Origin of the sequence: Hymenobacter chitinivorans DSM 11115 (genome assembly GCF_002797555.1) — a bacterium.
GTDB lineage: Bacteria > Bacteroidota > Bacteroidia > Cytophagales > Hymenobacteraceae > Hymenobacter > Hymenobacter chitinivorans.
On the sequence record NZ_PGFA01000001.1, the window covers coordinates 97,293 to 111,796 of the forward strand.

General features: G+C 65.8%; 6 protein-coding genes. 5 read left to right on the forward strand and 1 reads right to left on the reverse strand.

Annotated elements, in window-relative coordinates; translation table 11 throughout:
- Positions 1–48: 48 nt before the first annotated feature.
- The gene (locus CLV45_RS00415) at positions 49–816 is read right to left on the reverse strand and encodes a helix-turn-helix transcriptional regulator (protein ID WP_100334430.1); all 768 of its coding nucleotides are present in this window, start codon (positions 814–816) and stop codon (positions 49–51) included.
- Between the two features lie 282 nt (positions 817–1,098).
- Here CLV45_RS00415 and CLV45_RS00420 point away from each other — a divergent pair, with 282 nt between their 5' ends.
- The 5 genes from CLV45_RS00420 to CLV45_RS00440 all read left to right on the forward strand — a co-directional run bounded on the left by CLV45_RS00420 (position 1,099) and on the right by CLV45_RS00440 (position 14,499).
- A complete protein-coding gene (locus CLV45_RS00420; protein WP_170061790.1) occupies positions 1,099–5,094 on the forward strand; it encodes a two-component regulator propeller domain-containing protein in 3,996 nt (1,331 codons plus the stop codon).
- 226 nt (positions 5,095–5,320) lie between these two features.
- Positions 5,321–5,956 carry a hypothetical protein gene (locus tag CLV45_RS00425; RefSeq protein WP_100334432.1) on the forward strand — a complete coding sequence of 212 codons (636 nt, stop codon included), beginning with the start codon at positions 5,321–5,323 and terminating at the stop codon, positions 5,954–5,956.
- A gap of 168 nt (positions 5,957–6,124) precedes the next feature.
- Positions 6,125–6,697 (forward strand): DUF6252 family protein, encoded by a 573-nt coding sequence (locus CLV45_RS00430; protein ID WP_157807198.1) that lies wholly within the window; start codon positions 6,125–6,127, stop codon positions 6,695–6,697.
- Between the two features lie 85 nt (positions 6,698–6,782).
- Positions 6,783–8,459: a hypothetical protein gene (locus CLV45_RS00435; protein WP_100334434.1), complete on the forward strand. Its 1,677-nt coding sequence runs from the start codon at positions 6,783–6,785 to the stop codon at positions 8,457–8,459.
- 76 nt (positions 8,460–8,535) lie between these two features.
- On the forward strand, positions 8,536–14,499 hold the full coding sequence (locus CLV45_RS00440) for a hypothetical protein (protein WP_170061791.1): 5,964 nt from the start codon (positions 8,536–8,538) through the stop codon (positions 14,497–14,499).
- Positions 14,500–14,504 lie beyond the last annotated feature (5 nt).

Genomic DNA, 14,504 nt, shown 5'->3' on the forward strand with positions numbered 1-14,504 from the left:
CAAAGATACCCCGAAAAGACGGGCTTTGGAAGGGTTGCAAAGACCATTTCAGCCGGCCACGCCCAGCACCTTGCACAAGGCTGCCGTTCGGTTATCCACTGCCAGCTTAACATAGATGTTCTGCAAATGATTCTGCACGGTGCGCGGGCTGATGCGCAGGCGCTGGCTGATTTCCTTGTCGCTCAGGCCCTGGCGCAGGCAGCCCAGCAGCTCGGCTTCGCGGGGCGTAAAATGGTCGTGCAGCAGGAAATTGTTGGGGCTCAGCCCCGGCACGGCGGCGGCAAGATGGGCCTGCCGCACGGCCTGCTGAAAGTGGGGCACCAGCAGGGTTAGCAGGTAGCGGTCGGCCTCGGTGAAGTCGCGGCCGGCGCGGTTGAGGGTGCAGGTAATCCAGCCGTATTCCACCACGGGCAACCCCACAATCAGCTCCCGCAGGGGCAGGCCGGTGGGCTGGTAAAATTCCTGGTAGAGTGCCGAATTGCGAAACTGCCGGCTCGGACGAAAGTCGCTGGTCCGCAGGGCTTCGGGACGCCGCTCCACGATGAGGCTGACGAAAAGCGGGTGCTCGGGCAACAGCTGGCGCAGGGTTTCGAAGTCGGCCGCCGAAAACCGCTGGGCCGGGTAGTAGCCCAGGTTCACCATGCCGCTGGATTGGTCGAACCCGTCGAGACTAACAATTTCGGCGCTGAGAGCGGTGGCGGCCGCCTGGGCCAGTCGCGCAAACACGGGCCCGGCCTCGGTGGCGTACACCAGCAAGGTGGCCTGCTGCAGGCGCTGCAGCTCGGCGGGGCGCAGATAGGTGCGGGTAAGAGCCATCAGAACAGCGGCAAGTAAAGCAAGCAAAGCACGGGGGCCGCTAGGCTATGTACGGAGGAAGCTGCCAATTGGAAGATATAGTGACTAGGTAATATTACTCATTTATCCCGACTCGGCGGCGCGTAGCTTGCGGAAGCCCCCGAAAGTAACTTGGCAACACACATCATCATGTGATTGAAGTAGATAGGCTTTGGGGGTAAACTTGGCGGGGCAAATCTGGCTGGCGCTTTTGCTGGCCGTTGCCCCACTTTTTCTGCTTGTATGCGCCACTGCCACCCACTTGTGCTACTTCGCTTACTGGCTTTGCTCGTGCTGCTGGGCGGCGCCGGTGCGGCCCGGGCCCAAACCCTGGCCACGCGGGTGTATACCCTGGCCGACGGACTGCCGCAAAGCACCGTGTACGCCCTGGCGCAGGACGACCGGGGCCAGCTCTGGGCCGGCACCCAGGGTGGGGTCGGCTGGTTCGACGGCCACCGTTTTCAGAGCCTTGATACCCACCAGGGCCTGCCCGACAACCACGTAACGGCCCTGCTGCCCGGCCCGGGCCACCGCATGCGGCTGGGGCACTACTACGGGGCGTTGTCGGAAATCGACTCGGCGGGCAAAGTCCGGCTGATTGGGCCCCGGCAATGGCGGGCCAAGGCGCCCATTCATCAGCTGCTGCCCGCCGCCAAGGGCGGCTTGTGGGCCGTCACGTCCGGGGCCGGGCTTTACCGCCTGCCGGGCTATTCGGGTGGCCCAGTACAGCATTTTACTAAAGCCCAAGGCTTGCCCTGCGACACAATTAGCCAGGTAGCGGCCGGCCCCCGCGGGCAGCTCTGGCTGGCTACCCCCGACGGGCTGGGCGTACTCGATACGGTGGCCGGGCGCGCGGTGCCCGCCCCGGCGGTACTGGCCCGGCAGCGGCTCTATTCTATCTATCGGGTGTCGGATAAGGCGTACTGGGTGGGCCTGGCCAATGGGCTGGGGGAGCTGACGCAAACCGCGGCCGGCTGGCAGCTGCGCCCTATCGGCACCAGTCAGGGCCTTTGCCCGGGGCCGGTGCTGCGGGTATTGGCCGACCACCAGGGCCGAATCTGGACCTTGGCGGCGGCCGGCATTTCGCGCTACGAGCCCCGCACCGGCCGGGCCGTGTCGTTTCCCCAAACCCATTTGCTCAGCGACCAGACCGGCAACAGCCTGCTCGAAGACCGGGAAGGCAACCTCTGGGCCGCCCTCGACGACGGAATTCTGCAGCACATTGCCGACGAGCGGTTTACCTTATACGGGACTGAGGAAGGCATGAGCGGCGGTACCGACGTGCAGGCTATTATTCCGATGGGCTCCGGCCTCTACTGGGTGGCTACCCGCAACGGTCTGTGGGAGCTGCGGCCCACCGCCCCGGCCGGGCAGCGGCTGCGGCCCGGGCACCAGCGGCCGGGCGGGGCCGAGGCCAACTTTATCCGGGCCTTGTTCCGGGACCGGCAGGGCCGGGTGTGGCTGGGCAGCCGCGGGGCCGGCGCCGCGTATTACGACCCCGCTACCGGGCAATGGCGGGAACTGAGCAACGTGGCCGGGCTGGTCGGGCAAAACGTGCGGCACTTTGCTCAGGACCGCCTCGGGCGGGTGTGGGCCGTGACGGGCGGGGGCGGGGCCACCGTTATTCTGAACCCACGTACGGGGGAGGCGCGCACCTACGGCGCGAGTTCCGGCTTAGGTTCCAACGAGTTTTGGACCGCCTTCCAGGACCGGCAGGGCACGCTCTGGCTGGGCTCCGACGACCGGGGCCTGATTCGGGTGGAGCCGCGGGCTGCTGGAGCGGATGAGTTCCAACGGGCGCCCGGGCAGCCGGCCCGCCTCAGCATTGGCCATATTACGGAAGACGGCCGCGGGCAGCTGTGGCTGGGCAGCATTGGCAGCGGGCTGCTGCGCTACGACGGGCAGCGCCTGCATAGCTACGGCCCCGAAGTTGGGTTGCATTCCAACAACCCATATTTCGCGGAAGCCGATGCCCAGGGCCGGATTTGGCTGGGTACCGAGCAAGGCCTGGAAGTATTTGACCCGGCTACCCGCCGCACCACGCACTACGGCCTGGCCGAAGGCTTTCTGGGCCAGGAAACCAACCAGGGCGCGGTGCTCATCGAACCCGACGGGCAGGTGTGGGCCGGCACCATCAACGGGCTGATGCGCTACAACCCCGCCGGGGCCCGCCCCAACCGGGTGCCGCCCCGCACCCGCATCAGCGGCACCCGGGTCTTTATGCAGGACACCGTGCTGGCCAACGGCTTTACGCTGCCCTACGCGCTGAATCACCTGACCTTCGACTTCGTGGGCGTAAGCCTTACCAACCCCGCCAAGGTGCGCTACCAGTACCGGCTGGCGGGCTTCGATGCGCACTGGAGCCGGCCGGGCGCCACCACCTTTGCCACCTACACCAACCTGCCGCCCGGCCACTACACGTTTGAGGTCAAGGCGGCCAACAACGACGGAGTATGGAATCCGGAGCCGACCCGGCTGCGCTTCACCATCGGGGCGCCGTGGTGGCGCAGCTGGGGGGCGTACGGGCTGTATCTGCTGGTTCTGGCTGGCTCTTTCTACGCCGTGCGCCGCCAGACCCAGCGCCGGGAGCGGGAGCGGGCCCGCCAGCAGCTCGAGTACCAGGCCCTGACCCATCTGCAGGAAATGGACCGGGTCAAAACCGACTTTTTTACCAATATCAGCCACGAGCTACGCACCCCGCTGACCCTCATTCTGGGCCCGGCCGAGGAGCTGGCCCAGGACCCCGCGGAGCCCGTACGCCAGCACGGGCAGCGGATCTTGGGCAACGCCCGCAAGCTGCTCCACCTCATCAACCAGCTCCTGGATTTGAGCCGCCTGGAGGCCGGCGGCCTGGCCCTGCACCCCCAGCCCGGCGACGTGGCCGCCGCCGCCCGCACCTGGCTGGCCGCCTTTGAAGAACTGGCCACCGCCCGGCAGGTGGGCTTGCACCTGGCCCTGCCCGCCACCGTCGTCCCCCTGGTATTCGACGCGGCCCGACTGGAGGAAGTGGTAACCAACCTGCTGGCCAATGCCCTGCGCTTTACGCCCGTTGGCGGCCACGTAACCCTGGCCGTGCGCGACGAGCCCGCCTCAGCCGGGGCGCCCGGCGGGGCGGTAGTTCTGAGCGTGCAGGACACCGGGGTGGGCATTCGGCCCGAGCACGTGCCCCACCTGTTCGACCGGTTTTACCAGGTGCCCGGCACTGCAGCCGCTTCTACCGGCTCGGGCGTGGGCCTGGCCCTGGTCAAAGAGCTGACCGAACGGCACGGCGGCACGGTGCAGGTGCTGAGCACGCCCGGCGCGGGTACCACCTTCGTGGTGCGTCTGCCCCGGCAGCTCACGCCCGAGCTGACCAGTCAGCCCCTTGCGCCGGCGCCGGAAGCGGGGCTCAAGGCGTGGGCAGGTACCGCCGGGGAACCGCTGGCGGAGCCGGAAAAAGCGGCTGAGGCGCCGGAAACGGCGGCTGACGCAGAGGCCGAAGTGGTGCTGGTGGTGGACGACAGCCTGGAGGTGCGGGAATTTGTGCGGGCCGCGCTGGCCACGGAAGGCTACCGGATTGTCACGGCAGCCTCGGGGCCGGAAGCCGCGCAGCTGGCCGCCGAGCTGGTGCCGAGCCTGGTGGTATCGGATGTAATGATGCCGCCGAGCTTCGACGGGTTTGAGCTCTGCCGCCAACTCAAAACCGCCGTGAGCACCAGCCACATTCCCGTGGTGCTGCTCACGGCCCGAGCCACGGCCACCGACCGGATTGAGGGCCTCGAAACCGGAGCCGATGCCTACCTGACCAAGCCCTTTGCCCCGCGGGAGCTGCGGGCTCAGGTGCGCAACCTGCTGGCTCTGCGCCGCCGCGTAAGCCAGGAGCTGGCCGAGCCCGAGCCCAGCGCCCCTGAATCGTTCCGGTCCTACGCGGCCGCCGTGGCCGCCCTGCCCTCCCTGGACCAGACCTTCCTGACCAAAGTGGAAGAAGCCGTGGAGCAAAACCTGGACAACGGCGAGTTCAGCGTGGAAATGCTCAGTGAGGCAGTCGCCCTGAGCCGGGCCCAGCTCCACCGCAAGCTTAAGGCCCTCACCGGCCAGGCGCCCAGCGACTTTATCCGCAACCTGCGCCTGCGCCGGGCCCACGTGCTGCTGGCCGCCCGCGCCGGCTCCGTGTCCGAAATTGCTTACCAGGTCGGCTTCAACTCGCCCGCCCACTTCAGCACCAGCTTCAGCAAGCAGTTCGGCTACGCCCCCAGCGAAGTAGCGGGGTTAATGTGCTAATGTGTTGGAATGTGCGCGGGTGCTAATGGTTGAATGGGGAGAATGGGAGAAATGTGGGGTATGAAAAGGCGTGTCATGGCGAGGCGCAGCCGTGGCAATGACAGCCAATTAGCACATCAGCACATGAATCATTAGCACATTAAAAAGAGTTTGCGACCTGCGTGAAAGCCTTTGGCGCGGCATTCGGCCTCCTTTGCAGCACCTATTGACCTTAACTGCTCGTGCTATGCAAACCTTGGCTCTGCCCGCCCGCCGTCTGGGGCCGCCCGATGAAGAATGGGCCGCCGTGCTGCTCACGGAGGCCTATGCGGCCGACCCCGCCTACCAAACTCTCTGGGGCCCCGACGTTTTTGAGCCCCTGCTGGGCTGGATGCAGCTACTGGTGCGCTACGGTCTGCGCGAAGGCTGCCTCTATACCAGCCCCGGCGAGCAGGCCGTGGCTTTGTGGCTGCCCGACAAGGCCGCCCCGCTATCCTGGGGGCAGCTGCTGCGGGGTGGGCAGCTGGCCCTGTTGCTCCGGCTGGGCGGCCTGCCGCTGCAGCAGCTGTTGCGCTGGCACCGCACCCAGGATGCCTGGCGCCACCAAACGTTGCCCGTGGCCCACCACTACCTGCTGGCCCTCGGGGTACGGCCCGCCGGGCAGGGGCGGGGCGAGGCTCGCAACCTGCTGCGGGCGTCGGTGGCCGCCGTGGGCGGGCGGTACCTGCCGTGCTACGGGCTGGCCACGGGCTTGGCGGGAGTGTACCTGGGCCAGCGCCTGGGCTTCGAAGTGGCCGCCTTCGCCGAACAGCCGGCCCTGAATGCGCTGGACCGGCTGCTGGTACCGAGCTGGGCCATGGTGCGGCCGGCCGCCGCCATTTGATTTCGTCGCAAACCCTTATAAAAAGCCGTTAACGGCCTTTTTTGCGACCTGCACGCACGTCTTTGCAACCTGCGTGAATGCCTGCCGGCCCGGTCTGCCCGTCCTTTGAGGCTCTTTCTAGTGCCACAACTTCTTCTAATTATACCACGCCAACCCTTTCTGCAAAACATGAAAACATTACTTACTCCCGTTGCCTTGCTCCGCATTCTGCTGCTGAGCTCCCTGGTCGGATTAGCCGCCTGCGGCAGCAAAGACAGTGAAGACCCCACGCCAGACCCTGCGGCCACCGCGGCTACGAACGAGGTGCACTGGAAAATCAGTGGCACCGAATACGTGGCCCGCGACATTGCCCAGGCCCAGGCCCATTACCGGCCCACTACCGCCGACAACCTGCCCGCCACGGCCAAGGATATGGTCATCATTGCCAACGACGGCAAAAACTACCAGCTGACGCTGCTCATGACCAACTTCACCGGCGTGGGCACCTACACCATGACCTCGGCGGGCGGTACCAACGGCGGCTTTACCCTCATGGACGGCTCGAAGCTGACCTACAGCTCCATGTGGTCGGCCAAGGCGCCGGCGGGGCAGTTTGTGGTAACTGAGTTTGATGCTGCCAAGTCGATCCTGAAAGGCACCTTCAGCTTTAACGCCCGGGTGCGCATTTCCAGCGGCGTGTACGGCTCCGACCAGGACGTGACCAGCGGCACGTTCAGCTTTAAGTCGCTGGTTAAATACTAGGCCGCCCGGCTAGTCGCCTTTTCGGATGAAAAATTCCTGTCGTTTTTGCCACCCCGCGGGTTGGGGTTTGGGGGGGCTATGCCTATTGGTCAGCCTCGCCGCCCGGGGCCAGGACCTGGCGGCGCTGCCCCAGCAGAAGCCCTTCACGGTAACCGGCGCGGTAGACGTGCGCACCATTTTCTACCAGGCCCGGGGCATTTCGGCCCGCCGCCAACCGTTTTCCTACGTGCTCAGCGGCTCGCCCACGCTGAATATCTACGGGCTGGCCGTGCCCCTGAGCTTTACGCTGAGTGAGCAGGACCGGCAGTTTCGCCAGCCCTTCAACCAGTTTGGCCTGAGCCCCACCTACAAGTGGGTAACCTTGCACGGCGGCTACCGCAACCTGACCTACTCGCCCTTTACCCTGGCCGGCCACACCGTGCTGGGGGCGGGCCTGGAGCTGACGCCGGGCAAGTTCCGCTTCGGCTTCATCACCGGCCGCCTCAGCCGGGCCACCACCGTGGACCCGGTGAGCGGGGCGCTGGCGCCGTTTTCCTTCTCGCGCCGGGGCGTAGCGGGTCACATTGGGGTGGGCTCCGAGAAAAGCTTCGTGGACCTGAGCTTTGTACGGGCCCACGACGACAGCAGCAGCGTAAGCCGGGCCACCCGCCAGGAAGCGGCCAAAACCGGGGCGGTGAACAACGCCGTGCTGCCCGCCGAAAACGTGGTACTGGGCCTGAGCGGCAAGCTGACCTTCGCCAAAAACTGGCTGGTGGAAGGCGACGGGGGCCTAAGCGTGTACACCCGCAACCAGGGCAGCAAATTGCAAGTCGATGCCCTGCCAGCCGCCGTTTCCAATTCCCTGGGCAAGCTCATTACCCTGAACGGCTCGACGGAAACCTATACCGCCTGGCAGGCGGCGGCGGGCTACCAGAAAAACAGCACCGGCCTGAAAGTGCGCTACCGCCGCGTGGCCCCGGGCTACCAGAGCATGGGCGCCTACTACTTCCAGGACGACGTGGAAAACCTGACCCTGGTGCCCAGCTTCGCGCTCTTTAAGCAGCATCTGCGCTTCAACGGCAGTCTGGGCGTGCAGCAGGACAACCTGCGCCGGCAAAAGCAGCTGACCAGTCGGCGCTTCATTGCCTCGGCCACGGCCACCATCGACTTCACCGAACGGCTGGGCGTGGACGTGGGCTACTCCAACTTCAGCACCGACCAGCAGCCCGGGGCCGTGCAGGTGTCCGACACGTTTCGGCTGGCCCAAACCCAGCAGAGCGTGTCAGTGGCCCCGCGCTACACCTACGCCGGCGAAACCTGGGGCCACACTGTGCTGCTGAGCGTGGACCGCGCCACCCTGCGCGACCAGGGCCCCGGCGGGCTGGGCCGCCTCGGCGACTTCACTTCCCTCAACGCTTTTCTGACTTACCAGCTGACCTGGGTGCCACGCCGCTTCACGGTGGGCGCCACCTACAACTTCACCCGCCTGGAGCTGGCCCAGGGCAACGACGGCAACCGCGGCCTGCAACTCACCGCCGACCAGAGCTTCGGGCCCAAGGGCGACTTCCGGGTGGGCTTGCGCGGCTCCTGGCTGCGGGGGCTGCGGGTAGGGCAGGAAAGCAAGCTGCTCGGCGGCGGGCTGCGCCTCTCGTACCGCGCCGGCAAGCACCACACCTTCCGCACCGACGTGGCCTTTACCGGCAACTACCCCGACTCCGAAACGCCCCAACTCCGCCGCTACTCCGAGTCGCGGGGGGAAGTGGGCTACACCTTCTCGCTCTGATTCGCCCTTGTCCTAACTCCACTGACCTCTTCTTTCCCCGGAACCCCCTGCTATGAACTTTCCGCTACCATTTTTCTTGCTTCGGCGTCGCCCCGCGGTGCTGCTACTTGCCTTGGCGCTCAGCCTCGGTCTGCTCGGTGTGAGCGGCGCGGCCCGGGCCCAGTCGGCCAACGACGTGCGGGTGACCGTGCTGGTGTTGCCGCCCTACTCGACCCACTTATCCGACTACGTGGACCAGCCCAACCGGCTCGTCGTCACGCTCACCAACCTGACCCGCACGCCGGTGAGCCTACAGCTGGCCGGCACGCTCACCGGCGACAATGGGGTACGGGTGCAAACCAGCGCCCAGGCCCGCTCGCCGCGCCCGGTTCAGCTGACGGGGCTGCAAACCCGCCAGCTGGACCGGGACGAGCTGGGGCAATTGTTCGACGAAAACCAGCTGACCTACAGCGGCGTGACGGTGCAGCAAATGGTGCGCGGCAATGGCCTGCCCGAAGGCAGCTACACGCTCTGCGTCCGGGCCCTTGACTACGCCACCTTGCAGCCCCGCTCGGCCGAAAACCCGCTGGGTTGCAGCCGCTCCTTTTTGCTGCGCAGCCTGGAACCGCCAATTATCGTGCGGCCCGCCGCCGAGGAAATCGTGAAAACCCAGAGCCCGCAGAACATCCTCTTTACCTGGACCCGGCCGGCCGGCGCCCCCATCAGCACCGAGTACGAGCTGCGCATCGTGGAAATGTCGGACCCCAAGCGCAACCCCAACGACGCCTTTCTGGCCGGCACCACACCAGCCCTGTTTGAGCGCACGGTAAGCCCGGCCACCACCTTGCTCTACGGCCCCGCCGACCCGGCCCTGATTCCGGGCCGGCGCTACGCCTTTGCCGTCACGGCCCGCGACCCGCAAGGCCGCGCGGTGTTCCGCAACAATGGCCGCTCCGAGGTCAGCACCTTCGTGTACGGGGCCGCCACCAAGTATTCCGACTCTAACTCGGGTGTGGTAGTAACCCCGCCGGTGAAAGTGCCCGGCCTCGACAAAGGCCCCGTTAAAGTGGCCGCGCCGCCGGTGAAGGCCACCGGGCCGGCCGTGAATCCGGCCGCGTACCAGCCCGTGTTCTACACGACCCAGATTACCACCCAGATAGTCGGCTTTTTTCCCGACGACCCCGCGCAGAAAACTCACCTGTTTGCCAATAAGTCGGTCAAGCTGGTCATCGACTACGAGGCCATTTATTCCGACGGCTCCCGGTCCAGCAACGAATATGCCGCCCACCGCATGCCCGACTACCACAAGGTGCTGGCCACCGGCACCACCGACGGCAGCGGCAACCTGCAGCTGGCCTACCTGACCCAGATTAATTACCGGACCACGGCAGACACCACCTTCGCCGCCGATAATACTGAAGTGCCGACCATGTTTCACGGCCGGCTGCAACGCGGGCTGCGCATTTTGGTCAACAGCCAGTACTACACCAGCCCCGACCAGATATTCCGGCCCCCCACGGGCGCCAACGTGGCCTTTACGCTGCAACAGCAGCGGGCCGGCGTGCGGTCCGTGAGCTTGAACGTGCGCCTGCAGCCCCGGCAGTTCAGCCAGGCCGAAGTCCAGGAAAACGGGCAGGCCAAGCAGGACCCGCTGCTGAACGTGCCGGTGTACGTGCTGCGCAAGTGGAAACCTACGGCCTTCCCGCCCGAAGGCAACGCCCCCGATATGGCCTCGCCGCTGGCCGGTTACGTGGTAGTGTCCAAGGCCGCCGCCAGCCAGCTGACGACCATTGACGGGGTGAAATACGCCACGGCTACGTTCAACATGCTGCTGCCGGGCCTCAACCCCAGCACGCCCTACTACCTCTACGCCGACGTGCGAAGTGAGGCTATGGGTGACAACCGCGCGGTGGCCTACACCTGCCCGGTCCTGCCCTGGAGCATCGGCAACGAGCCCAGCCCCGACCATACCCCGGGCTCGTACTACGGCAAGAAAGTGGAGGGCAAGCAGCGCGACCTGTACAACCTGCAGAACCCCTGGCTGGTGGGCAACGGGCAGTGGAACCTGAGCCATGCCGTGGACGTGGCCAACCTGAGCCTGGAGCCCCAGGCCCCGCGGGTGGTGGGCAACACCTACCGCGGTGAAAACGCCAGCAAGGCCCTGCCCGGCGTCACGGCCCTGCTTATGCGCATCAACGACGACTGGACCGGCGGCACCGCCGAGCGGTACGGGTACTCCCGCGAAAAGGACGGCTTCTTCGTCTTTACCAAAGTACACCCCGACGTGAATGCCGCCGGCAAGATTACGGGCCCCAGCAAGCGGTGGGTGACGCTCCAAAAAGACGGCTACGCGACTCTGGTGACGCCCATGCTCAACAACGGCAAGCCCCTGGCCTTCGGGCAGCAGCTCGATTTGGGTAAAATGCTCTTGCAGCCCCTGGGCCGGGTCAAAGGCGAAATCGTGGGCGACGTGGTGCTCGAATCAGTGACCATCAGCGGGGTCGAAGCGCCCGGCAAAGGCAAAAAGAAAGGCCAGAACATCCAGGTAACCACCTCGAAAGGCGCCGTGCTCACGCCGCCGGCCCGGGTATGGGTAGGCGAGGGGCTGGAGCAGGTGCTCAACAAGCCCAAAGCGGAAAGCGGCGGCCCCCGCAGCTTCGACGTGGCGGCGCCCACCGGCAAGCAGATGCTGCACGTGGAGCCCTACGACCCCAACTACTTCACCACCGACACCCTCATCAACGTCACCGGCGACAAGTTCGACGTGGGCCGGGTGCGCCTCGTGCACAAACTCCACCGCCTGCATATCATCGTGTATGAGTCCGACAAAAAAGGCGGCACCGTAACTTCCGTGGGCGGCGTACAGCCCATCGGGCAGGGCGGCAGCATGGCCGGGACGGGCGTTTCAGGAACCAGCGCTACTTCCTACACCCCGGCCAGCGGCTCGGGCAGCAAGAACAGCGGCCCCGCTCCAACCACCACGACTACGGTCGGTGCCGCCGGCGGGGTGGGCGGCAACTTCCAGGGTGGCGCCGGCAATGTGAACAGTGCTCTGGGCACCGGCGTCAACTCGGCTACCGTCAATCAGCTGGCGGCCAGTGTTCTGCCCGGTTGGGGCACGGCCATCAAAAACGTGAAAGTGGAAGTGCTGGCGTTGAGTGAGCCTACCGAAACGACCACCGACGTGGGCGGCAGCGCCACGCTGCGCTTTGCCTCCAGCGGCACCAAGTTTACCCTGCGCCTCACGCCCCTCGATGGCAGCTACCAGGCCCGGGAAGTAACGCTGGTCAACAACCTCTCCCGCCAGGACAGCGTCTACCACCTGGCCCTCGAACCCGCCCTGGTGGTGCGCGGGCAGGTGCGCCTGGGCAAGCAGCCCATTGCCGGCGCCCGGGTGTTCGTCGATTGGTCGGGCCTGAAGGTGGAAACCTTCTCCGACGCCAACGGCAACTACGAGCTGGGCGGCGTGCCGGCCAAGCAGCCCCTCACGCTGCGGGCCACGCGCACCGGCAGCAGCTACGTGGGCGCCGAGCTGAAACGTACGTTCAACACCGCTACCGACGGCGTCGATTTGCTCATCAGTCAGTACAACAAGCTCGATTTGAGCCGCCTGCTGGGCGTGCCGGTCGAGGTGGAAACCCTGGAAGACAAAGCCGGGGTGGTCAGCATCACCGGGGCCTTCGTGCGGCTGCGCGGCACCGCCGGCCTGGCCCCGGCCGATACGGCCCTGCGCCTGCCCTTCGGCACGGTAGCCGTGAAAGGCGGCGCCGAGAAAAACGTCAAAGGCATTCCCTACATGATGCCCGCCGCCGGCAACAGCGTGACCAGCAGCCTGACCAAGGCCGAAGTAGTAGTGAACGGCAAGCTCCCCGGCTTTTTGGTGAAGTCTGACGGCCTGCGGGTGGTAGGCGGGGCCAATGGGCAGCCGGGCGCGGTGCGTGGGGCGGTATATCTGCCCGTGACGCAGTTCAAAGACCAGAGCATCAGCTTCGGCGCTACCGACAAAGTTTATCTGGCGCATCCCACGGCCCCGGCCCCCGACCGGCTGCTCTACCCGGCCCTGGTGCCGGCCGGTACCGAAGCCGCTCCGGCCCCGCGCTGGCAGCCGGTTACCGCCGACAACAAAGCCCTGACCTACAAGCTCTACAATTTCCCCGCCGAGGCTGCCACCGCGGCCTCGGCCCTGGGCCACGACACGCTTCGGCTGGCTACCACCCTGCACCCGCAGCCCGCCGGCCTGGCCACGCCACTCAGCGTCAACGTGGGCGTTATCAGTGCCCTGCCCGCCAAAGTGCTGCCCGTGTCGGGCACGGCCAAACTGAGCTTACCCCTGGAAAGCTGGACCCTGGAATCGAGCAAGTTTACGCTCAGCAAAAACCAGGGCCTGTATTTGGCCAGCGGCACGCTCCACCTCGGCGCCATAACCGACGCGGCCCACGACGTGGCCTTCGAAGAGCTGACCATTCTGCCCGCCAGCCTCAGCCAGGCCAGTTTTAACCTGAGCAGCCTCAAGCTCGGCGGCGTCGGTACGCTGGCCGTGGTTAAGGAAGCCAAGGCCCTGCTGGCCTTCGACGCGGGCCAGAAGCACTGGAGCCTCGACGTGCTGCGCCCCGACCAAACCGGCGCGGCCGTGGCTTCGCTCAGCGGCCTGCCCGACGCGGCCGGCAGCGTGGATTTGCGCCTGCTGACCTTCTTTGCCAACCAAACCCAGGCTGCCCAGCTCATCGACAACAGCCCGGCCCTGACCCTGAACCAGGTCGTGAGCTTCCGACCCGTGACGATGGTGGTGGGCCAGGACAACCTGCAGCTCGGGGGCACCATCAACCTCAACATCCCGCAGCTGGGCGAGCAGGACGGCAAGCTGACCATCGTGCGCGAAAACCAGCAGCCTAAGCTCCTGGTAACCATGCCCGACATGCAGTTCCAGACCGGCCCCTTGGTCGTGAAGCTGCCCGGGCTGAACTACCAGCGCCTGGCCACGGGCGGCGTCAGCTTCGAGGGCACGGCCGAGGAGCCCGGGGTGGTCAAGTTCAACGTGAAGCTCTACCACACCCCCGATTCCACGGCCCTTGGCCTCAAGCCCCAGCAGAAGTTTGAGCTGGCCCAGGGGGGTGGATACCTCGACAACGTGCGCGGCTGGATGCGGCCCAGCGGCGGCCAGTGGCCCCTGCTCACTTTCGGCGGCGACGTGAAAAACGCCAACGGCCTGAGCGGGGTGCTGTCCTTGTCGGTGCACGGGGATATTATGTCGGAAAACCAGCAGATAACGGTGAAAAACGTGCCCACGCCCTTCGGCGACATGCAGCTCACCTTCGACATCCCGAAAAAGCGCCTCGTAGGCTACCTCCCGTTTGAAAAAGACATGGGTGGGGGCACCAAGGTCCACGGCTCGGCCAACCTGCTGGCCGACCCCAGCGGCTGGATGATGCTGTCGGCCGGCGAAATGGAGAAAAGCAACCCAGCCCTGCAGGGTGCGGCCATGCTCATGGTGGGCAGCCACGCCCTGGAGCCCGAAATTCAGGAGCAGTTCCAGAAATTTTCCTACTTCTACCAGACCAAGGGCACCATGCCGCCTTCCTTCCCCAAAACCGTCGAGGGCTTCTACTTCGAGGGTAAAATTGGGATGCCGGTGCCCATCATTCCCAGCTTTGATGTGGATCTGATTGTCATTTCGGGCAAGCTGGAGTCGGTCATGGGCGGCGACATGCGCATGGGCATGAACTTCAGCAACGGCACCGAGTTTGGCATCGGCCAAAGCGTGTTCCTCGACGTGAAGGCCGGCGTGGGCGGTACTGCAATTATTGTTTGCGGCGGCGTGGAAGGCGGCGTGCATGCCGACCTCAGCGCCGATGGCAAGGTGAACGTGAGCAGCGGCGACTGGAGCATTGCCGGCGACGCCTCAGTGAAGCTTACTGCCACAGCCTACGGCGGCTACGGCGTCTGCGACTCCGACTGCTCTTGGTTTACCTGCGACAAACACGAAAAGAGCGTGGACCTGACCGTCGGCGCCAAAATCGGCGTCAGCAATGCCGGCACCGACTATTCCGTCTACCTCAAATAACCCCG